The sequence below is a fragment of the Falsiroseomonas sp. HW251 genome (assembly GCF_050563545.1).
Classification (GTDB): domain Bacteria; phylum Pseudomonadota; class Alphaproteobacteria; order Acetobacterales; family Acetobacteraceae; genus Falsiroseomonas.
Window position 1 is genome coordinate 184,376 of sequence record NZ_JBNXUM010000008.1, and the last position, 21,216, is coordinate 205,591.

Below are 21,216 nucleotides of genomic sequence, written 5' to 3' on the forward strand. Positions count from 1 at the left end.
CGCTGCCTCGGGGCTCGGGAGCCCGCCTCGGGGTTCGTCCACGGGACGCCGACTGCCGCGTACCCACAACTGCCATGTCCGGACCCTGATGACCGCGCCAGCGGGTCGCAGGCGAAGCTATTGTTCCCGACCTGCCCCGTCAACAATCGGGGGCCTGGGCGGGAACCGCGCCGGAAGGGCTGGGTTGGGGTGGTGGCAGCCCGGACGTGGATGCGCGGCCGCGAGGCTCCCCAATTGGTCTGGTGCGGACAGCGCCCGGCCCAACCGAGACTGGACGCAACGCGCGATGCCCGAAGTGATGTTCGCAGGCCCTGATGGCCGTCTCGAAGGCCGCTATCACCACGCGAAGCAGGCCAACGCGCCGGTGGCGCTCGTGCTGCACCCCCACCCGCTGCACGGCGGCACGATGAACAACCGCATCGTCCATGCGCTCTATCAGCGTTTCCAGGGCATGGGGTTTTCCACCCTGCGGTTCAACTTCCGCGGCGTTGGCCGCAGCCAGGGCCGCTATGACGGCGGCATCGGCGAGATCTCGGACGCCGCGGCCGCGCTCGACTTCCTGCAGGCGGTGAATCCGAACGCGTCGTCGCTCTGGGTCGCGGGCTATTCCTTCGGCTCCTATGTCGGGATGCAGCTGCTGATGCGCCGGCCAGAGATGTCGGGCTTCGTCTCGATCAGCCCGCCGGCAAGCCATTACGACTTCGGCTTCCTCGCGCCCTGCCCCTGCAACGGGCTGATGCTTCACGGCTCCGACGACGAGCTGGTGCCGGAGAGCAGCGTGCGGAAGCTCGTCGAGAAGCTTAACACCCAGAAGGGCATCAAGATCGACTACCGCGTGATGCCGAGCGCCGGCCATATCTTCACGCCCCCGCAGGCCGAGCAGGTCGCCGCGGCGGCGGAGGACCACATCAACACGGCGCTGAACCGCACCCGGATGGCCCTGGCAGCGGACTGACGGAGCTAGGCAGTTCCACGAGGCCAAGGGCCGCTCCCGGCAAGGGGGCGGCCCTTGGCGTTTCTGGTGGATGCGGGAGTTTGCAAGGAATATAGTCCTTGCATGCTCAGCGACGCCCTCCCCCGCCCCTCGGTTCCCTCCCCCGCAAGCACGGGACGGAAGCATCTATTCCCGGAACGGCCGCCCAATTTGTCCGAAGCGCGCGTCCGCGGATCCACGCCACCCAATTTGTCCGAAACCCGCCGCTACAACAGCGGCCCGGTAATCCGCCCACCCGTCATCGGCGCCGACACCGCAGTCGTCCCAGGGAAGGTCAGCGGCAGCCCGCGCCAGACCCGGGCGGCCAGCACCCCGAAGGCCTGCGCCTCCAGCGCGTCGCCGTTCCAGCCAGCGACCTCGACCGGCCGCACGGGCTCGGTCAGCGCCGAGGCCAGGGCACGCATCAGCGCGGGGTTGCGCCGTCCCCCGCCGCCGACCAGCCACTGCACCGGAGGCGCCGGGAAATGCCGCGCCGCGGACGCGACGCAGACCGCGCAGAATGCCACCAGCGTTGCCGCGCCGTCCGCCGGCGACAGCGACGCGGCCCCGGCCTCCTTCAACGCGCGGTCGAAATCCAGCCGGTCGAGCGATTTCGGCGGTGGAGCCGCGAGATAGGGATGGGCGATCAGCGCCGCCAGCACGCCGCCATCCGGCTGCCCCGACGCGGCCAGCCGCCCGTCGCGGTCATAGGCTTCCCCGGTCGAGCGCCGCGCCCAGTCGTCCAGAGGCCCGTTCGCCGGCCCGGTGTCGAAGGCGATGAGCTCGCCGTCCTCGCCGATCCAGGTCACGTTCGCGACGCCGCCGAGGTTCAGCACCGCTAGCGGCTTCGGCAGGTTCCGCGCCATCGCGGCGTGGACGACCGGCACCAGCGGCGCCCCCTGCCCGCCGGCCGCGACATCGTTGGACCTGAAATCATGGGCGACGGACAGCCCGGTCTCCCGCGCCAGTCGCTGCGCGTCGCCGACCTGCCAGGTGAAGGGCTGGCCGTTCCAGCCGGGCCGCTTCGGGCGATGGAGTATCGTCTGCCCGTGGAAGCCGATGAGATCCGCCTGCCAGGCGATCGCCTTCACCGCCTCCACATGCCGCGCCGTCAGCCGCGCCACGCAATCCGCCAGGAAGGGATCGTCGGGCGTGAGGTCCGGCGCCCGATCCAGCAGCGTCCGGAGATCCCGCCGCAGCGCCGCGTCATAAGGCAGCGTCAGCGACGGGCCGAGACGCCCGATCACCTCGCCATCCGTCTCCACCCAGGCGGCGTCCACCCCGTCGAGCGAGGTGCCGCTCATGAGGCCTATCGTTCTCAGCACCGCCGCAGCGTGCTACGCCCCGCCTCCTTCCGGAAGCCCCTGGCGTCACGATGAGCACCACCGATTTCCTGCACGAGGCCCGCGCGCGCGGCTTCATCCACCAGGTCACCGACGAGGCCGCGCTCCGCGCCAAGCTCGCCGGCGGCGGGGCGACCGCCTATGTCGGCTTCGACTGCACCGCGGACAGCCTGCATGTCGGCCACCTGCTGTCGATCATGCTGCTGCGCCTGTTCCAGAAGCACGGCCATCGCCCGATCGCGCTGATTGGCGGCGGCACGACCAAGGTCGGCGATCCCTCCGGCAAGGACGAGGCGCGCCAGCTTCTCACGGAGCAGCAGATCGAGGCGAACAAGGCCGGCATCCGCCGCAGCTTCGAGAGCTTCCTCGATTTCCACGATGGCCGCGCGCTCATGCTGGACAATGCGGCCTGGCTGGACGAGCTGCGCTACATCCCCTTCCTGCGCGACGTCGGCCGCCACTTCAGCGTCAACCGCATGCTGACCATGGACAGCGTGCGCCTCAGGCTGGAGCGTGACCAGCCGCTGAGCTTCCTCGAGTTCAACTACATGCTGCTGCAGTCCTACGACTTCCTGGAACTGCACCGGCGCGAGGACTGCATCCTGCAGATGGGCGGGTCGGACCAGTGGGGCAACATCGTGATGGGCGCCGACCTGGTCCGCCGGATGGCCGGCGCCGAGGCCTTCGGGCTGACCACGCCGCTGCTGACCACGGCGTCGGGTGCGAAGATGGGCAAGACGGCGGCGGGTGCGGTGTGGCTGAACCCGGATCGCCTGCCGCCCTACGACTACTGGCAGTTCTGGCGCAATGCCGAGGACGCCGATGTCGGCCGCTTCCTCGCGCTCTTCACTGACCTGCCGATGGAGGATGTCGCGCGCCTTTCCGCGCTGCGCGGCGCCGAGATCAACGACGCGAAGAAGGTGCTGGCGACCGAGGCGACGGCTCTGCTGCACGGTCGCGCCGCCGCCGAGCAGGCCGCCGAGACCGCGCGCCGCACCTTCGAGGAAGGCGTAGCGGCGGACACGCTGCCGACGCATGTCGCGACGCTGCCCGCCAACGTCGTGGACCTGCTGGCTGAGGCGAAGCTCGTCGCCAGCAAGGGCGAGGCGCGTCGGCTGATTGCGCAGAACGGTGTCCGCCTGAACGACGCGCCGGTCAACGATCCCGCGGCGCAGGTGACGTCGGCGGATCTGCGCGACGGCGCGGCGAAGCTCTCCCTCGGCCGCAAGCGGCACCTGCTGGTGAAGGCGGGGTGAGGCTGCCGGACGCCTCGCCGCTCGCGCGTCTGTTCGACGCACCGATGCGGCCGGGGTGGCTTGTCTGGATCGGCCTCCGCCCCGCCCGCCGCGAACCCGTCGTCGAGGTGGACCAGGCCCGCCTCGAACCCGGCGCCGGCCTGCGCGGCGACCGCTGGCGCGGCGGCGCTGCTGGCGCGCGCCAGGTCACGCTGATCGCCGCCGAGAACCTGGACGCCATCGCCTCCTTCCTCGGCCTCGACGCCGTCGAGCCCGCGCGGCTGCGACGCAATCTCGTCGTGGAAGGCGTCAACCTGCTTGCGCTGAAGGGCCACCGCTTCCGCCTCGGCGGCACGCTGCTGGAGCACAGCGGCGAATGCCACCCCTGCTCCCGCATGGAGGAGGCGTTCGGCCCCGGCGGCTACAACGCCGTGCGCGGCCAGGGCGGCATCACCGCCCGCGTCATCGAGGGCGGCGCGATCCGGCTGGGCGATGCGCTGACGCGCGCCTAGACCAGCACGTACTCCGGCGCCAGCGCATAACCGAGATCCGCCAGCGACCCGATCGTCATCGCCGACAGCTCCGCCGCGCCGTCCACATAGCCCGTCATCACCTCGTTCCCGAACGTCCCCTCGTCCCAGTGCGTGTAGGCGGTGCCGGCGCTGCCATCGGTCTCGACTGGGATGCGGCCGCCGGTCTGCGCGGCAAGGTCGGGGTAGAGCGCCTGGAACCAGGCATTGCCGTTCGCCCCGGTGTAGAAGGCGCCGTCCCCGGTCACCTCTACCAAGCCCAGCATGGCCCAAAGCGTGCCGAAGCCGAGGCCGTGCAGCATCTCGTGCAGCACGACGCCGGGCCAGGCGCCGCTCTCCTGCATGGCCTCGGCATCGGCCTCGTCGAAACGCAGCGCAGCGAGGGCCGGCAGGTCGCCGGCGACGCGGATCGCCGTCGGCCCGCCCTGGCCGATCACCCGGCCCTCGCTGTCGATCGGCGCCAGCGCCGCGGTGAAGAGGATGTCGTCCACCACGCGGGTCGCGCCATCAGCGGAGACCAGCGCGTCCGGCACATCGCTGGCGATGACCGAGGCGATGAGGTTCGCGGCATCGATCACCGCCCACTGCAGCGCTGCGGTCCAGTCGCCCTGGAACGCGACCTCGACGTTGTACTCGGCGAAGTCGGGAATGTCGGGACTATCGCTTCGGTAGTAGGCAGTCGCCACGCCGCCGCCCCAGCCCGCGCCGCCTTCCTCGTCCATTGCCCTGCTTCCTTCCTCGCCCGTGCGAGGAAAGCAGGCAAGTGCAGAGAAGAGCGCATCAATCCAGCTTGATGCGATGAAATGCAGCAATAAGCTTCCAAAAATGGCGCACAGGCGGCCTGTATTCGGCCGCCTATGGAAAGAACCGGAGCGGGACCTATTTGAGAGCCTTCGCCGCCTCGATGACCTGGGCCGCGTGCTCCTCCGGCTTCACCTTGCGCCAGACCTTCGCGATCTTCCCATCCGCGTCGACCAGGAAACTGCTGCGCTCCATGCCCATGTAGGTCTTGCCGTACATGCTCTTCTCGACCCAGGTGCCGTAGGCCGTCGCAACCTTCTGGTCGGCGTCGGAGGCGAGCGGGAAGGTCAGCCTGTACTTCGCGGCGAACTTCTCGATCGGCGGGATGGGATCGGGCGAGACGCCGATCACCTCGAGCCCGATCTTCCCGAGCTGCGGCAGCGCCTCCTGCACGCCGCAGGCCTGCTTGGTGCAGCCCGGCGTGTCGGCCTTGGGGTAGAAATACAGCAGGTAGGGCTTGCCCTTCAGCGCCGCGCTCGAGACGGTCCGCCCGCCGCTCGCCGGCATGGACCAGGACGGCGCCACGGCGCCCTCGGCCGGGCCCGCAGCCGGCACGGGAGCAGCCTTCGGCACCGCGGGCTTCTTCGCCGGGGCCGCCTTGGCAGCCGCTTCCTTCTTCGCGGGGGCTGCCTTCACCGCCGGCTTCCTCGTCGTCGCCATCATCGTCTCCGTCACGCCGCTTCGGGCTGGTCCAGCGGGCCGATGCGGCGCAGGAAGACCTCGCGCACGGCATCCGCCACGTCGCGCATCTGTGTGCGCAAGTCCGACTGGTCAACCGGCGATCGAGGCAGCAGCGGCGCAACCAGCGCCAGCAGGGAGGCCGCGATCGGACCTGGCAGTTCCGGCTCCTTCCAGCGCCCAACGGTCAGGCGGCGATGCGCGATCACCGTCCGCCAGAGGCGATCCGCCGCGACCAGCGTCGCGGCTTCCCCCTCCGCCAGCAGCCCGGCCCTGGCCAGGTTGGCCAGCCCGATCCGCGTGGTGGGCGACACCAGGCCCGGCACGCGATGCGCATGCGCGACCGTCAGCGCCTGGGCCACGAATTCCGTCTCCACCAGGCCGCCGCGCATCAGCTTGCAGTCCCAGGGCCCCTCGGCCGGCAGGTCGCGCAGCATGCGCGCACGCATCGCCGCCGCATCCGCCAGCACCGTCGCGGGATCGGCGGCGCGGGTCTGCGCCGTCTTCAGCGCGGCCTCGATCTTCTTCCTCAGCCCCGGCGGCCCCGCCACGAAGCGCGCGCGGGTCAGCGCCATGCGTTCCCAGGTCCAGGCTGCCTCGGCCTGGTAGCGCCGGAAGCCCGGCAGCGACACCGCGACCGGCCCCTTTGAACCCGAGGGGCGCAGGCGCATGTCCACCTCGAACAGCTTGCCCTCCGGCCCCGGCGAGGTCAGCGCCGCCACGACCTGGTTGGCGAGTCGCCCGAAATACTGGCTCGGCGGCAGCGATTTCGGGCCGCCTCGGCTCTCGGCCGCGTCCTCGGCATGGTCGTAGATCAGGATGAGGTCGAGGTCGGAGGCCGGCAGCATGTCCCGTGCGCCATGCTTGCCGAGCGCCACGACGCCGAGCGCCCCGCCCGCCACCTTGCCGTGGCGCTCCGAGAAGTCGGCGCTGATCCGCGGCAGCAGCGCGCCGATCGCGGCATCCGCGAGCCCGCTGCGTGCGATGCCCGCGGCATCGGTGTCCATCGTCCCTTCCAGCGCGGCGCAGTCGATCTCGAAGCGGCGTTCCGTCACCACGCGCCGTGTCGAATCCAGCGCTTCTTCCAGGTACCGCGCCTCCTTCACCAGCGCGGGTAGCGCGAGGGCGGGATCGGCAGCGGACAGCGTGCCCGACAGCAGCGCGTCGAGCGCCGCGGGGCTGCGCGCGACATGGTCCGCCAGCGCCGGCGCCGCGCCGAGCACGAAGGCGAAGCGGTCCAGCAGCGCGGGGTTGCGGTGCAGCAGGCTCAGCGCCTGCACCCCCGCCTGAAGCCGGCCGAGCGCAGCGTCCAGCCGCAACAGCGCCTGGTCGGGCTGCGGCTGCTTGCCGAAGGCCGAGAGCAGCGCCGGCATCAGCGCCGTCAGCAATTCCCGCGCGCGCTCGCTGCGGGTGGCGCGGGTGTGGCCGTGGTGCCAGCCGCGCACCATCGCGGCGATCGCGGTCGGGTTCTCGTAGCCCATGCGGCGTAGCGTCGCGATGGTCTCGGGGTCGTCCTCGACGCCGGTGAAGACCAGGCTGCCCCCGCCATTCTCGGCGCGGCCGAGTTCGGGCTCGGCCTCGAACAGGCTGGCGTAGCAGCGCTCGACGCGGGTGAGGTGGCCGAGCAGCGCGGCGCGGAAGCCCTCCGGCCCGTCGAAGCCCATGAAGCTCGCGATGCGCGCCAGGCCCTGCTCGTCCTCGGGCAGGCGATGCGTCTGGCGGTCGGCGACCATCTGCAGCCGGTGCTCGACCTGGCGGAGGAAGACATAGGCGTCGGCCAGATCCGCCGCCGCCCGCCGCTCGATCCGTCCCGCCGCCGCCAGCGCCGCCAGCGCGCCGAGCGTCGTGGGATCCCGCAGCACCGGATCGCGCCCGCCCCAGATCAGCTGCAGCACCTGGGTCGAGAACTCGATTTCCCGGATGCCGCCCCGGCCGAGCTTCACGTCGTGGCCGGCGACCTGCACCTCGGCATGCGCGCCCTTGGCGCCCTTGTGGGTGTGGATCTGGCGCTTGATGGAGTGGATGTCGGCGACGGCCGCGAAATCCAGCGACCGGCGCCACACGAAAGGGCGGATCTCGCGCAGGAAGGCCTCGCCCAGCGCGAGGTCGCCAGCGACCGGCCGCGCCTTGATCATCGCCGCGCGTTCCCAGTTCTGGCCGAGGCTCTCGTAGTAGACGATGGCGGCCGGCAACGCGACGGCGAGCGGGGTCGCGGCGGGGTCCGGGCGCAGGCGGAGATCGGTGCGGAAGACGTAGCCCTCCTCCGTCCGCTCCTCCAGCAGGCGGACCAAGTCGCGGGCCAGCCTGACATAGATGGCGCCCGCCCGGTCCGCGTCGTAGGCTGCCGCCATCGGGTCGTAGAGCACCATGAGGTCGATATCAGAGGAGTAGTTCAGCTCCCGCCCGCCGAGCTTGCCCATGCCGAGCACCACCAGGCCGGAGCCCTTCCCTGCGCCCCTGGCACCCCGCCCGGGGAGCCGGATCTCGCCGCGCGCCTGCGCCTCGCGCAGCAGGTGCGAACAGGCGGCGTCGGTGCAGCCATCGGCCAGCGCCGACAGCGCGCCGGTCACGCGATCCAGCGGCCAGAGCCCGGACAGGTCCGCCGCCGCCGCGATCAGCGCGGCCTGGCGCTTGACCTGGCGCAGCGACGCGCCGACCTGCGCGCGGCTCGCCCCGGGATCCAGCCGCCCGAGCGGGTCCATCGCCATCGCGAAGGCCGCATCCGGGCCGCGTTCGGCGAAGCGCAGCAGCGTCGCGGAATCCCGCACCGCGAGGTCCGACAGGTAGCCGGAATGCCCTCCCAGCGCGGCCAGCAGCGCGGCACCGTCCTCGGTCTCGGCGAAGGCGCGTTCGGCCGTGCCGCGCTCGGCGAAGCGCTGGACCAGCAGGGCCGCCTCCGCCGTGTCGAAAGGCCGGGGCAGCCGGTCGGCCGACAGGCCGCTGTTGTTCTTCGCCATGCCGGGGCAGCCTCGTCATGAGGAACGCCGCGGGTCAAGTGGCGCGGGAGGCGCACCGGGTCGTCCACTACGCGCTGGCGCTGTTCACGGTGCTGCTGCTCGGCCTGGCCGTTCTCGGCTGGCGGCTCGCGCAGGGGCCGATCGAGATCGCCTTCCTGGCCCGCGCGATCGAGAACGAGGTGAACACCGCGGACTCGCCGAGCCGCCTGTCCATCGGCGAGGCGACCATCGCGTGGGAAGGGTTGCGGGGCGAGGCGATGTCCCCGCTCGATCTGCGGCTGACCGGCGTCAGGCTGCTCGGCCGCGACGGCGCGCTCAGGGCGGCGCTGCCGGATGCCGCGGTCAGCCTCTCCATTCCCTGGCTGCTGCGCGGCGAGATCGCGCCACGCCGGATCGAGCTGCGCAATCCCGTGCTGCGGCTGCGCCGCGCCGAGGATGGGCGGCTCTCGGTCCAGCTTGCCCGCCCCGACGCCGAGCCCTCGGAGGAGCCGGCCGGCAACTCGGTCGAGGACATGCTGGCCGAGCTCATGAAGGCGCCGAACGACGGCTCCCCGCTCGGCGCGCTCGCTGCCTTCAGCATCACCGGCGGGCAGATCATGGTGGAGGACGCGCAGCTCGGCGCGGCCTGGTCGCTGCAGGATGCCGCGATCGAGCTGCGGCGTCTGGCAGGCGGCGGCGTCACCGGCCAGGGCTCGGCGGTCGCGCGGATGGGCGACGGGCGCCTGCCCGTCGCGGTGACCGCGGAGGCCGCCGGCAACCCCGCACGCCTGACGCTGCGCGCCACGCTGCCGGAAGTCCGGCCCGCGGCGCTGTCGCAGCTTGTCCCGGCCTTCGCGCCGCTGGCGGGCCTCGATGCCCCGGCGCGCGTCGAGCTTTCGGCGCGGCTCAGCGGCGACGGCGTGCTCGAACAGGCGGGGCTGCGCATCGCGGCACGCGCCGGGGCGGTGGATCTCGGGGAAGGCCGGCGCATCCCGCTCAACCGGCTGGAGGCGACGGCGGAATGGACGCCGGCGGGGCTCCGGGTGCCGCGCGCGCTGGTGCAGCTGGCGGGGCCGGCCACCCCCGTGCTGACCGCGACGGCCGATGCGGCGCGGCGCGACGGGCGCTGGCACGGCTCCGCGCGGCTGGCGCTCGATGCCGCGCCGCTCGCGGAGCTGGCGCGCTGGTGGCCGACGGGCGTTGGATCGGGCGAACGCGCCTGGATCCTGGAGAACGTCACCGCCGGCACCGCGCGCAACGGCAACTGGGAGATCGAGGCCGAGGCGCCGCAGGACCTCTCGACCTTCGCGCTGAAGACGCTGCGCGGCACGCTGGAGGTGGAGGACGCGACCGTCCACTGGCTGCGCCCCATCCCGCCGGCTGAGCGCGCGACAGGCCGGGTGACCTTCTCGCCCGAGGAGATCGCGGTGCGCGTCGCCACCGCAAGGCAGGCCGGCACGCAGCTGCAGGTGAAGGACGCGGTGATCCGCATTCCCTTCGCCCCCGACGGCTCCGCCACGATGGACATCCAGCTCGGCGTGGCGGGACCGGTGCCGGACGCGATCGCCGTCCTGCAGCAGCCGCGGCTGCATCTGTTCGACCGTCGGCCGCTGCCGATCAAGGACCCGCAGGGCACGCTGGAAGGCCGCGTGTCCATCGGCTTCCCGCTGCTCGCCGACCTCGCCATCGAGCAGCTGCGCATCCGCGCGACGGCCCAGGTCCGGCAGTTCCGCATGGCCGACGTGCTGATGGGCCGCCCGCTGGAGCGCGGGCAGTTCGACCTGACGGTGGACACCGAGAGCCTGAGGGTGACCGGCACCGGCGTGCTGGCCGACATCCAGGCCCGCCTCGGCGTCGAGATGGATTTCCGCCCGGGCCCCGCGAACCAGGTGGTGATGCGGGAGACCGTGCAGGCGCGGGCCGATGCGCGCCAGCTCGCGGCGCTCGGCCTTGCGCATGAGGACGTCGTGCGCGGGCCCGTCGGCCTCGATGTCCGCACGGAGCGCCGGCGCAGCGGGCCCGCGCGCGCGACGGTGCGGGCGGATCTGCGCGAGGCCACGCTCGTGCTCGATGCGCTGTCCTGGAGCAAGCCGCCGGGCCAGAACGCGGGCGCGGAAGCCGTGCTTCGCATGACCGGCGACAGCCTCGACGCCATCGAGAGCTTCCGCATCGAGGCGCCGTCGCTGCTGCTGCGCGGCAACGTCGCCTTCGGACGCGGCACGCGGCTGGATCGCGTCGCGATCACCGAAGCGCGGATCGAGGACAGCCGCTTCGCCGGCGAGGCGCGGCCGCCCGCCCAGCAGGGCAGCCCCTGGACGGTATCGCTGCGCGGCGCGGTGCTCGACCTCAGGCGCCGCATGGCGGAGGAATCCGCGCCCGGTCCCGTGGCCGCGCCGGCGCCGCCGGGCCCGGCGATCTCCGCCGATGCGCGGTTCGAGCGACTGCTGCTCGGCCCGCAGCGCGAATTGGCGGGGCTGGAAGCGAGGGTGGCGCTGGATGCCCATGGCGTGCTGCGCGAAGGGCGCATCACGGGCCGCGCCGGCGCGAACGGTCCCTTTGACATGACGATCACGCCGCAGGGCAATGACCGCGCGGTGCGGATTACCGCGCAGAACGCCGGTGCGCTGCTGCACAGCTTCGACGTGCTGCCGCATCTGGAGGGCGGGCGGCTGACGGTCACCGGCACCTTCGCCGGCAATGCCCGCGGCGCGACGCTGACCGGCGAGGCGGAGATGGACGACTTCTCCGTGCGCAACGCGCCGGGCTTCGCGAAGCTGCTGCAGGCCATGACGCTGTTCGGCCTGGTGGAGGCGCTGTCGGGGCCGGGGCTCGGCTTCTCGCGCCTGGTCGCGCCCTTCACGCTGACGCCGGACGCGCTGGTGCTGGACGATGCGCGCGCCTTCTCGGCCTCGCTCGGGCTGACGGCGAAGGGCACGCTGGACCGCCGGCGGCATCGCGTGGCGCTGGAGGGCACGATCGTGCCGGCCTACATCCTGAACTCGCTGCTCGGCAACATCCCGATCCTCGGGCGGATCTTCTCACCGGAGCGCGGCGGCGGGCTCTTCGCGGCGACCTACCGGCTGAACGGGCCGCTCGACGATCCCGCGGTCAGCGTCAATCCCTTGGCCGCGCTGACACCGGGCTTCCTGCGCGGCATCTTCGGCAGCAGCCTGCCGGCCGCGCCGCAATAGCGATCAATCGGCGCCGGCCTTCTGGCCGGCCGCGTCGTTGGCGACGACGGTGCGGGCGCGCTGGACCTCCTCATCAAGCCAGCGCCCGTGATGCTCGCGCGCCCAGTTGAAGTCCACGTCGCCGTCGCGCATGCCCTCGAAGGCGCCCTCGGTGCCGGCGGTGCCGAGATAGGCATGGCCCAGGATCAGCGCGATCATGCCCATCGCCACCAGCCCATGCGCGACATGCGCCCATTGCTGCGCCGAGATGTCATCGAGCAGGCCCGGCATCATCAGCAGGATGCCGGTGACGGAAAGCAGCACGCCGCCCAGCATGCTAAGCCAGTAGAGCGCCTTCTGCCCCGCATTGAACTTGCCCGCCGTCGGCGGATGCTTCGACAGCATTCCGCCGGCCTTGATCCATTCGACGTCCACGCGGCGGATCAGGTTCTCCCGCCCCCAATGCACCAGCATCACCAGCACGCCGAGCATGAAGGCGAAGGCGGCGCCCTGGTGGATCGCCTGGCCCCACCACGTCGCCGCGGTGAAGGCGGGCGCGCCGATCACCGGGCGCAGCGCGTAGGCGCCGTAGGTGATGTTGAGCCCCGTGAGCGCGAGCACGACGAAGCTGATCGCGACCATCCAATGACTGGTACGCTCCAGCAGGGTGAAGCGCGTGACGCGCCGGCCGGACCGCCCGCCCGCGATGCGCGTCGGTCCGTGCAGGAGGTGCCAGGCCAACAGCGCCGCCACCGTCAGGCACAGCACGACGAGGCCGCCGATGGTCAGCCAGCGCGTCCGCCAGACCCGCCAGTCCCGGCCCTCCGGCTGGATGAGGAGGCCGGCGGCCTGGTTCGGGATGGAGACGCGGCCTTCGAGCTGCCCGAGGCGCTCGACATCGCCGGCCTGCACCGGCGATTGCAGCGCAAGCGGGGGACCGAAGGGGATCGGTGCGGGCGTGGATTGCCGCGGGCGCGGCGCGGCGTCGCCGGTCGCGGGTGCGGGGCTGGTCGGGTGCTGCTCGGGGTTGGTGGGCTGGGGCGCGTTGGCGCCGCTGGCGTTGCCGCCGGCATCGCCGCGGCCGGCGCCGACCTCGGGTGCGGCGGACTGGACGGAGGCGTCGCCGCCCGGCCTGCCGCCAGTCTGCTGTGGCTGGTTCGGCGCCTGCGCCGGGGCCGGCGTTGCGTTCTGCGGCGTCGCGGACTGGGTGGAGGGATCCACGGCCGGCAGTGCCGGCGCCTGGGCGAAGGCGGGCGCTGCCAGCAGCAGCAGGACGACCGGCAGCGCGCGCATCGTCACGCCTCCTGCACCGTCGTGCGATAGGCCGTGCGCCAGCCCCAGGCGCCGGAGCCGAAGCCGCGGGCCTGCACGCGCTCGCGGTAGATGTCCGCGATAATGCGCTGGTCGCCCGCGAGCAGCGCCTTGGTGCTGCACATCTCGGCGCAGAGCGGCAGCTTGCCGTCGGCGATGCGGTTCGACCCATATTGCGCGTATTCCGCCGGCGTGTCGTCGGCCTGCGGGCCGCCGGCGCAATACGTGCATTTGTCCATCTTGCCGCGGCCGCCGAAATTGCCCAGCCGCGGGTATTGCGGCGCGCCGAAGGGGCAGGCGTAGAAGCAGTAGCCGCAGCCGATGCAGAGATCCTTGTCGTGCAGCACCAGGTTGTCCGCCGTGCCGTAAAAGCAGGAGACCGGGCAGACCGCGGCGCAGGGTGCGTCCGTGCAGTGCATGCAGGCCATGGAGATGCTGCGCTCGCCGGGCTTGCCGTCACCGATGGTCACGACGCGGCGGCGGTTGATGCCCCAGGGCACCTCGTGCTCGTTCTTGCAGGCGGTGACGCAGGCGTTGCATTCGATGCAGCGCTCGCTGTCGCAGAGGAAGGCGAGACGAGCCATCGCTAAGCCCCCCTGATCTGGACCAGCGTGACCTTCGTCTCCTGCATGAAGGTGACTGGGTCGTAGCCGTAGGTGGTCACGGTGTTGACGCTCTCGCCGAGCACGATGGGATCGGTGCCGGGCGGGTAGAAGCGACGGCGATCCTCGCCCTGCCACCAGCCCGCGAAGTGGAAGGGCATGAAGGCGACGCCGGGGCCGACGCGCTCCGTGATCAGCGCCTTCACCCGCACGCGGGCCTGGTTCTCCGCGCCCAGCACCCAGACATGCTGGCCCTCGCGGATGCCGCGCGCGGCGGCGTCGCGCGGGTTGATCTCGACGAACATGTCCTGCTGGAGCTCGGCGAGCCACGGGTTGGACCGCGTCTCCTCGCCGCCACCTTCGTACTCCACCAACCGGCCGGAGGTCAGGATGATCGGGAAGTCGCGCGCGACCTGGTGGCTGCGCATCTGCACGGAAAGCCCGAGATGCGGCACCCGGAAGCCGCGCCGGTCGCGCAGCGTAGGATAGGTGCCGCGCGGCGCCTGCGCGTTCGGGTCCGCCGCCAGCACTGCGGCCTGCTCCATCGTCGGGATGAGGTCGGTGCGCGGCGTGTAGATGGGCTCGCGGTGCACCGGTACGGGGTCCGGCAGGTTCCAGCAATTCGCGCGCGCCTTGGCGTTGCCATAGGCCATCACGCCATGCTCCATCGTGACGCGGATGATCCCGCCGGACAGGTCGGTCGCCCAGCTCACGCGGTCCTCGTTGCCGCCCTCGGCGACGCGGCGGATGGTGGCCTTCTCCTCCTCCGTCAGCTCGTCGTACCAGCCCAGCCGCTTCATCACCGCGACTGTGAATTCGGGATAGCCGTCCTCGATCTCGCTGCCCTTGGACCAGCTGCCTTCGGCCAGCAGCGTCTGCCCGTTGCGCTCCACGCCGAAGCGCGCGCGGAAGGTGCTGCCGCCTTCCTTCACATGCAGGTTGGTGTTGTAGAGGATGTGCGTCCCGGGATGCCGCCATTCCGGCTTGCCCCAGCACGGCCAGGGCAGGCCGTAGGTATCGCCGCGTACCTCTTCCGGCGCATCGTCGCTCGCCTTCAGCGTCTTCAGGTCGAAGAAGCGCTGGTTGACCATGTGTGCCTTCAGCCGCTCCGGCGACTGGCCGGTATAGCCGATGGACCAGAGGCCGCGGTTCATCTCGCGCAGAATGCTCTCAGCGGAGACGCGGCCGTTCGTGACCTCGATGTTCTTGAACATGCGGTCCGCGAAGCCGAGGCGCTGTGCCAGGTCGTACATCACATCGTAGTCGTTGCGGCTTTCGAAGATCGGTTCGACGATCTTGAAGCCCCATTGCAGCGACCGGTTGGATGCGACGCGGCTGCCCTCGAACTCGAACCCCGAGCACATCGGCAGAAGGTAGGTGCCGTTCTTCCGCTCCGAGCTCTGCGAATAGGTCGTGGGGTGCGGGTCGCAAACGACCAGCAGCTCGAGCTTCTCCATCGCCTTCACGGCTTCGGGCATGCGGCTGACGGTGTTGCCGCCATGGCCCATGACGACCATGGCCTTGCAGTTGTCGGGCTGCTCGACCTGGTCGCGCGGCAGCGTCACGGCGTCGAACCAGCGCGTGGACGGGATGCCCGGCGTCTCCATGAATTTCTGGGAGACGAAGCGGGACTTCAGCCACTCGTAGTCGGTCTCCCAAACGCGGGAAAAATGCCGCCAGGCCGCCTCGTCCAGCCCGTAATAGCCGGGCAGCGTCGCGACATCGAGGCCGAGGTCCGTCGCACCCTGCACGTTGGTGTGGCCGCGGAAGATGTTGGCACCCGTCCCGGGCAGACCGACATTGCCGGTCGCGAGCAGCAGGATGCAGTAGGCCCGCACATTGGCCGTACCGACCGTCTTCTGCGTCGCGCCCATGCACCAGATCAGCGTCGCGGGCTTGTTGAAGGCGAAGAGCTGCGCGATGCGCTTCAGCTGCTCCGGCGGGACGCCGGTGACGCGCTCGGTCTCCTCCGGCGTCCACTTCTCGACCTCGCGCCGGACGTCGTCCATGCCGAAGACGCGTTGCGCGATGAACTCCTTGTCCTCCCAGCCCTCGTGGAAGACGTGCCAGAGGATGCCCCAGACCACGGGGATGTCGGTGCCCGGCCGGATGCGGACGTGCTCATGCGCATGCGCGGCGGTGCGGGTGAAGCGGGGGTCGATGACGACCATGTGCGCGCGGTTGAAGTCGCGCGCGGCAAGCACGTGCTGCATCGCTATCGGATGGCTTTCGGCGGGGTTGCCGCCCATGATCACCATCGTCTTGGCGTTGCGGATGTCGTTGTAGCTGTTGGTCTGCGCGCCGTAGCCCCAGGTGTTCGCAACGCCGGCGACGGTGGTGGAGTGGCAGATGCGGGCCTGGTGGTCGCAGTTGTTGGTGCCCCAATAGGCCGCGAACTTGCGGAAGAGATAGGCGGCCTCGTTGGTGAACTTGGCGCTGCCCAGCCAGAAGACGGATTCCGGCGTGCTGCGCTCCCGGATGTCCTTCAGCTTGTCCGCGATCTCGCCCATCGCCTGGTCCCAGCTGAGGCGCCGCCATTCGCCGTCCACCAGCTTCATGGGGTAGCGCAGGCGACGCCCGCCGAGCACGATCTCGCGGACCGATGCGCCCTTGGCGCAGTGCGTGCCGCGGTTAATCGGGCTGTCGAAGGTCGGCTCCTGCCCCATCCAGACGCCGTTCTGCACGCGCGCCGTGACCGTGCAGCCGACCGAGCAATGCGTGCAGACGTTCTTCACGATGGTGACCGGCGCGGTGCGGTCCACCGTCTCGGTGGCCGCCCTCACCTGCCTCGGCGTCAGCGTGCCGAGCGCGGCCAGCGCGCCGGCGCCGAGCCCCGCCTGAGCCAGGAAGCCACGGCGGTCAAGCCCGCCCGTCGAAAGGCCGGCATAGGCGGTGGCCAGGCGCTGCCTGGCCGCGCGCGCCTCAGCCCGCTTGACCAGCATGGCGCGTCAGCTCCGGTTGGTGCGGTAGAACGCGCGGACGTGCTCCGTCTCGCGATAGCGCGGCGCGCGCTTCTGCTGCTCGGTCTCGGGCTGGGCGGGGATGCCTCCGCGGCTCCCATCGGCGTTGAAGGCTGCCGCGGGCGTCGCGACTGCGACGCCCATCAGACCAAGCAGGCGCCGCCGCGCCGCGTGTCCCGTTTCCTTGAGCCCAGCCATAGCGTCCCCGACAGCGATGCTGCGGGGCGGAACGCGCCAGGCGCGCCCGCGATCCCTCGGGACGGGCCTATTCGGCGGCGGGCGGATTCTCCGGCCGGACCAGATCCTCGGCCAGCGTCCGGCGCATGAAGGTCGGCCAGAGGGCGCGGGAGGTCGCGGGCTCCGCCGGGGCGGGCGGGCGCGGCTGAACGCGCATATCGGCCAGGGTTTCGCCTGTCTCCGTCATCGCGCCGCCCTCCTCCGCCGGTTCCTCCGGCTACGGTCAGAGTGCCTTATCGTCGCCGAAACGTGCAACGAAGGGTTGCAAGATGACGCGGACTTGACCGGCCCGCCGGCATTGCGACAGCGCTGCGACATCGGGGAGACACGCGATGAAGCTGACCGGCGTCAGGCTGGACAGCTAGCTCCCGGCCTTCTCCCAGCCTCGCGGGCCCTGCTGCCAGTAGGTCAGCGCATGGCCTGCGGCTTTGGCGTCGCGCCAGCGCTGCCGGGCGGCGGCGACCGAGGCCTCGTCGGCGCCGTCAAACAGGTCAAGCACGCGGTCGAAGGCGCCGAGCCGCGCCGACGACATCCCCTCGAGCAGGAAGAGGAAGCGCGCGCCGTTGGGCGCGCCTTCCCCCCCGGCATCCTCCGTCGTCAGCCAGATCGGCTGGTAGTCGGCGTGACCGGCCGTCGGCGTCCCATGCGGCAGCCAGTCAGGCTCGGTCGCGGTCCATAGCCCGGCATCCAGCGCCTCCAGCCGCTCGCGGCTCGCGACCAGCACCATGGCGCGTCCGCCGCCCTGCAGCACGCGTCCGAGCAGCCGGGGCAGCGCCTGCTCCAGCTTCGTGCGGGTCAGGTGGTAGAAGCCGTAATCCGCCATCGCGTCAGGCGTGCAGAACGCGGAGGCCGAGATGGCGCTCCATGGGGTCGAAGTCGCGGTCGCGGTGGAGGAGCTCATGGCCGTGGTGCAGGCAGAAGGTGCCGATGAGCAGGTCGATGGTATTGCGAACGGCGACGCCCTTGGCGCGCAGAGCGCGGAAGTGCCGCGCGGCCCGCGTCGCGATCAGGTCGTCGGTGATCGGCAGAACCAGGAAGTCGCGCAGCATCTCCTCCGTCCTCGCTGCCTCTCGTTCATGGGACAGGCCTATCAGCACTTCGCACAGGATCAGGTCACCGACGATGATGCGTCGCCTTGGCAGCAGGTGGTCGAGCAGCTCGGCCTCGGGGCTTCGCACGTGGCGCAGGAAATCGACCCACACCGACGTGTCCACCACGATCACGAGCGGCGGCTCTCCTCCAGGTCGCCCTTCCAGTCGACCTTGCCGCGCAAGGCGCGAATGCGCGTCTGGCGCTGGACCTGCAGCAGCATGCGAAGCCCCTCCTCCACGGCCGCGCGCTTCGTCGGCAGGCCGGTAGCCTTGAGGACGTCTTCCATCAGCTTGTCGTCGATCTCGATGTTGGTGCGCATGAGCCGGCCCGATGTGTAAAAGTAAGACGGATATACACATCATGGCGCCGCGGTCCAAGGAACGGCGTGGTGGTCCTCTTCCTCGAACCGCGCTGCCACCAGCGCGTCCAGGAGGCGCACGCCCCAGCCCGTCGCACCGGCCGGCCCCAGCGCGTGCGGGCGGATCAGCGTGTCCACGCCGGCGATGTCCAGATGGGCCCAGGGAACGCCGCCCGCGAATTCCCGCAGGAAGGCCGCGGCGTGGCTGGCGTCGGGGATGAAGCGCGCGGCCCAGCCGCCCTCCCCCCGCGACGACGGCACGCATTGCCTGATGTCGGCGATGTCGGAGGCGAGGTCGACGCGGTGGCTCTCTCCAATCGGCATCGGCCAGAGCCGCTCGCCGACCTGCTCGCCGGTCGCGGCCAGGCTCGCCATCAGCGCGGCGTCGTTGCCGAAGAGCCCCGCGCGATGCGTCCCGAGCGCGGAGACGATCGCGCCCGTCAGCGTCGCGAGGTCCACGACCGCGCGAGGCTTGAAGCACAGCGCGTGGTGCAGCGCGTCGGCCAGCACCAGGCGGCCCTCGGCGTCGGTGTCCACGACCTCCACCGTGCGGCCGGACAGGGTGCGCAGCACGTCGCCGGGGCGGTAGCTCCCGGCGCCCGTCGCGTTCTCCGCGATGGCGAGGACCGCGACCGCCGGCGCGGGCGAGTTGCGCAGCGCCAGCGACAGGATCGCGCCGGCGCAGGCCGCGGCACCCGCCATGTCGGCGCGCATCGCCTCCATCCCGTGCGCCGGCTTGATGGAGATGCCGCCGGTGTCGAAGACGATCCCCTTGCCCACGAAGGCGACGGGCGGCGCGTCCAGCGTGCCGCGCCAGCGCAGCACCGCCAGCCGAGGCCCGTGCGCGCTGCCCGAACCCACCGCGAGCAGCGCGCCGAAGCCGTCGCGCGCCAGGCGCTTCGGGCCGAGGATCTCGACCTCGATCCCATGCTTCGTGAGGCCACGCAGGCGGCGCGCGAATTCCTTCGTCGTGAGGTGATTCGCGGGCTCCGAGACCAGGTCGCGCGCGAAGAGCGTGCCGCGCACTGCGGTCTCGGCGCGAGCCCAGGCTTCCCGCGCGGCGTCGCGATGCGGGGTCGCGACCGTGACGCGCTTAAGCCGCGGCGTGTCGTCGCGCTTGCGATGCCGGTCGAAGCGCCAGGCACCGAGGCAGAATCCGGCGAGGAGTTCGGCCGCCTGCAAGGCCGACAGGTCGCGCGCATCGAGCGCGACGTGCGGAATCCCGGACCAGTGCCGTGCAACCGCGGCGCCGGCCCGTTCCAGGTCGTAGCGGGCGCCGGCGCCGATGCCGGCCAGCAGCCGGCGCGGTACCGCGGCAGGTTCGAGAAGCTGCCCGGGCTTGGCCGCAAAATGCGCGGACTCCGCGGCGCCGCGCAGCGCGTCGGGCACGGCCGCGACGGGCTCCACGACCGGCAGGTCGTCCGGCGGCGCGTGGCGGAAGACCGGCTTCAGCATGGGGCGCGCGTCGCGCGCCTCAGCCCTCCTCCTCCGCGGCCACCAGCCGGTCCAGCAGGCGCACGCCGAACGCCGTCGCGCCCTTCGGCATCGTCGCGGCGTCCTTGCTGCTCCAGGCCGTGCCGGCGATATCCAAATGCGCCCAGGGCTTGCCGTTGGTGAAGCGCTGCAGGAACTGCGCGGCGGTGATGGAGCCGCCGGGCCGCCCGCCCACGTTCTTCATGTCGGCGATGTCGGACTTGATCTGCTTGTCATAGGCGTCGCCGAGCGGCATGCGCCAGCACTTCTCGCCCACCGCCGCACCGGCCGCCATGATCTTTTGCGCCAGCGCGTCGTCGTTGCTGAAGAGGCCGGCATGCTCATGCCCCAGCGCGATGATAATCGCGCCGGTCAGCGTGGCGAGGTCCACCATCCCACGGGGATCGAAGCGCTCCTGCGCGTACCACATGACGTCGCCCAGAACGAGGCGACCCTCGGCGTCGGTGTTGATGACCTCGACCGTCTGGCCGGAATAGGTCTTCACCACGTCGCCCGGCCGCTGCGCGGTGCCGGACGGCATGTTCTCCACCAGACCGACCAGGCCCACGACATCGGCCTTCGCCTTGCGCCCGGCGATCGCGGCGATGGCGCCGACCACCGCGCCGGCGCCGGCCATGTCCCACTTCATGTCCTCCATGCCGCCGGCGGGCTTGATGGAGATCCCCCCGGTGTCGAAGGTCACGCCCTTGCCGATCAGCGCGAGCGGCTTCGTCTTCTTCCCCTTCGGCGCGCCCTTCCACTGCATCACCACCATGCGCGGCTCCTTCGCCGAGCCCTGCGCGACGCCGAGCAGCGCGCCGAAGCCGAGGCGCTTCATCTCCTTCGGCCCCAGCACCTCGACCTCCACGCCGAGGCGTTCGAGGCCCTTGCAGCGCTCCGCGAATTCCACGGGGTCGAGGACATTCGGCGGCTCGCTAACGAGCTCGCGCGTGAGGAACACACCGTCGGCGATGGCGCGCAGCGGCGCGAAGGCGGATTTCGCCGGCGTGGCGGAAGACGTCGCGACGGCGATGCGCTCGAGCTTCGGCTTGTCCTCCTCCTTTTCCGTCGTGCGGTAGCGGTCGAAGCGCCACGCCCGCAGCAGCGCGCCGAAGCCCATATGCGCGGCGAGATTCGGGTCGAGCGTGTCCGCCGCGACCGTCGCCTCGCGGTCCTGCGCCAGCGCGGCGGCCAGCGCGCCGCCCGCGGCCTCCGCGCCTTCCGGCGTCACCTCGCCGGCCTTGCCGAGCCCGATGGCGACCACCTTGGTCCAGGATCCGACCGCCCAGAGCGTGGTGGACTGGCCCTTCTTTCCCTTGAAGCCCGCAGCGTCGAGCGCGCGGGAAATCAGCCCGCCGGACGCCGCATCGGCCTCCTGCGCCAGGCCCGCGGGCGGGTCGCCCTCGGTCATCGGCAGGATCAGGGCGCAGGACTTGGGCAGGGCGGGCTTGACGAAGGCGATGTCGGGCATGGGTCCGTTCCGTGTGTGGAGGACAGCCTAGCATCCGGCCCGCCCG

Annotated in this window: 18 protein-coding genes; 4 read left to right on the top strand and 14 right to left on the bottom strand. The window is 71.4% G+C overall.

The features are described from left to right. Positions 1–286: 286 nt before the first annotated feature. Positions 287–955, top strand: coding sequence for an alpha/beta hydrolase (locus ACLF3M_RS12025; protein ID WP_430657164.1), 669 nt, complete (start codon positions 287–289; stop codon positions 953–955). 245 nt (positions 956–1,200) lie between these two features. On the opposite strand, the gene ACLF3M_RS12030 is transcribed toward ACLF3M_RS12025, so the two are convergent. Then, positions 1,201–2,295, bottom strand: a complete 1,095-nt coding sequence (locus ACLF3M_RS12030; RefSeq protein WP_430657218.1) for an anhydro-N-acetylmuramic acid kinase — start codon at positions 2,293–2,295, stop codon at positions 1,201–1,203. Positions 2,296–2,348: 53 nt separating this feature from the next. Here ACLF3M_RS12030 and tyrS point away from each other — a divergent pair, with 53 nt between their 5' ends. Both tyrS and ACLF3M_RS12040 read left to right on the top strand, forming a co-directional pair. Then, positions 2,349–3,572 (top strand): tyrosine--tRNA ligase, encoded by a 1,224-nt coding sequence (gene tyrS / locus ACLF3M_RS12035; protein WP_430657165.1) that lies wholly within the window; start codon positions 2,349–2,351, stop codon positions 3,570–3,572. Beyond that, a complete protein-coding gene (locus tag ACLF3M_RS12040) occupies positions 3,569–4,063 on the top strand; it encodes an MOSC domain-containing protein (protein WP_430657166.1) in 495 nt (164 codons plus the stop codon). The genes tyrS and ACLF3M_RS12040 overlap by 4 nt, the downstream gene beginning before the upstream one ends. Here the strand turns inward: ACLF3M_RS12040 and ACLF3M_RS12045 are convergent. From ACLF3M_RS12045 to ACLF3M_RS12055, 3 genes are all read right to left on the bottom strand, one after another. After that, complete coding sequence (locus ACLF3M_RS12045; protein ID WP_430657167.1) at positions 4,060–4,803, bottom strand: leishmanolysin-related zinc metalloendopeptidase; 744 nt, start codon at positions 4,801–4,803, stop codon at positions 4,060–4,062. The genes ACLF3M_RS12040 and ACLF3M_RS12045 overlap by 4 nt on opposite strands. 157 nt (positions 4,804–4,960) lie before the next feature. Next, positions 4,961–5,542: a thioredoxin-dependent thiol peroxidase gene (bcp, locus tag ACLF3M_RS12050; protein WP_430657219.1), complete on the bottom strand. Its 582-nt coding sequence runs from the start codon at positions 5,540–5,542 to the stop codon at positions 4,961–4,963. 11 nt (positions 5,543–5,553) lie between these two features. After that, entirely contained in the window at positions 5,554–8,517 is a 2,964-nt protein-coding gene (locus tag ACLF3M_RS12055) for a bifunctional [glutamine synthetase] adenylyltransferase/[glutamine synthetase]-adenylyl-L-tyrosine phosphorylase (RefSeq protein ID WP_430657168.1), read from the bottom strand. Between the two features lie 17 nt (positions 8,518–8,534). Here ACLF3M_RS12055 and ACLF3M_RS12060 point away from each other — a divergent pair, with 17 nt between their 5' ends. After that, positions 8,535–11,687 carry an AsmA-like C-terminal region-containing protein gene (locus tag ACLF3M_RS12060; RefSeq protein WP_430657169.1) on the top strand — a complete coding sequence of 1,051 codons (3,153 nt, stop codon included), beginning with the start codon at positions 8,535–8,537 and terminating at the stop codon, positions 11,685–11,687. A gap of 3 nt (positions 11,688–11,690) precedes the next feature. On the opposite strand, the gene ACLF3M_RS12065 is transcribed toward ACLF3M_RS12060, so the two are convergent. The 10 genes from ACLF3M_RS12065 to ACLF3M_RS12110 all read right to left on the bottom strand — a co-directional run bounded on the left by ACLF3M_RS12065 (position 11,691) and on the right by ACLF3M_RS12110 (position 21,170). After that, a complete protein-coding gene (locus tag ACLF3M_RS12065) occupies positions 11,691–12,959 on the bottom strand; it encodes a formate dehydrogenase subunit gamma (protein ID WP_430657170.1) in 1,269 nt (422 codons plus the stop codon). 2 nt (positions 12,960–12,961) lie between these two features. Beyond that, the gene (gene fdh3B / locus ACLF3M_RS12070) at positions 12,962–13,561 is read right to left on the bottom strand and encodes a formate dehydrogenase FDH3 subunit beta (protein WP_430657171.1); all 600 of its coding nucleotides are present in this window, start codon (positions 13,559–13,561) and stop codon (positions 12,962–12,964) included. A 2-nt stretch (positions 13,562–13,563) separates the two neighbouring features. Beyond that, the gene (locus ACLF3M_RS12075) at positions 13,564–16,521 is read right to left on the bottom strand and encodes a formate dehydrogenase subunit alpha (RefSeq protein ID WP_430657172.1); all 2,958 of its coding nucleotides are present in this window, start codon (positions 16,519–16,521) and stop codon (positions 13,564–13,566) included. 6 nt (positions 16,522–16,527) lie between these two features. Further along, positions 16,528–16,683 (bottom strand): hypothetical protein, encoded by a 156-nt coding sequence (locus tag ACLF3M_RS12080; protein WP_430657173.1) that lies wholly within the window; start codon positions 16,681–16,683, stop codon positions 16,528–16,530. A gap of 121 nt (positions 16,684–16,804) precedes the next feature. Further along, on the bottom strand, positions 16,805–16,963 hold the full coding sequence (locus ACLF3M_RS12085) for a hypothetical protein (RefSeq protein WP_430657174.1): 159 nt from the start codon (positions 16,961–16,963) through the stop codon (positions 16,805–16,807). 174 nt (positions 16,964–17,137) lie between these two features. Next, complete coding sequence (locus ACLF3M_RS12090) at positions 17,138–17,599, bottom strand: DNA polymerase III subunit chi (protein WP_430657175.1); 462 nt, start codon at positions 17,597–17,599, stop codon at positions 17,138–17,140. A gap of 4 nt (positions 17,600–17,603) precedes the next feature. After that, a complete protein-coding gene (vapC, locus tag ACLF3M_RS12095) occupies positions 17,604–17,999 on the bottom strand; it encodes a type II toxin-antitoxin system VapC family toxin (RefSeq protein ID WP_430657176.1) in 396 nt (131 codons plus the stop codon). Continuing rightward, entirely contained in the window at positions 17,996–18,187 is a 192-nt protein-coding gene (locus tag ACLF3M_RS12100; RefSeq protein ID WP_430657177.1) for a type II toxin-antitoxin system VapB family antitoxin, read from the bottom strand. Before ACLF3M_RS12100 ends, vapC begins: the two co-directional genes overlap by 4 nt. A 39-nt stretch (positions 18,188–18,226) precedes the next feature. Beyond that, the gene (locus ACLF3M_RS12105) at positions 18,227–19,681 is read right to left on the bottom strand and encodes a leucyl aminopeptidase family protein (protein ID WP_430657178.1); all 1,455 of its coding nucleotides are present in this window, start codon (positions 19,679–19,681) and stop codon (positions 18,227–18,229) included. A 19-nt stretch (positions 19,682–19,700) separates the two neighbouring features. Further along, positions 19,701–21,170 carry a leucyl aminopeptidase gene (locus ACLF3M_RS12110; protein WP_430657179.1) on the bottom strand — a complete coding sequence of 490 codons (1,470 nt, stop codon included), beginning with the start codon at positions 21,168–21,170 and terminating at the stop codon, positions 19,701–19,703. Positions 21,171–21,216 lie beyond the last annotated feature (46 nt).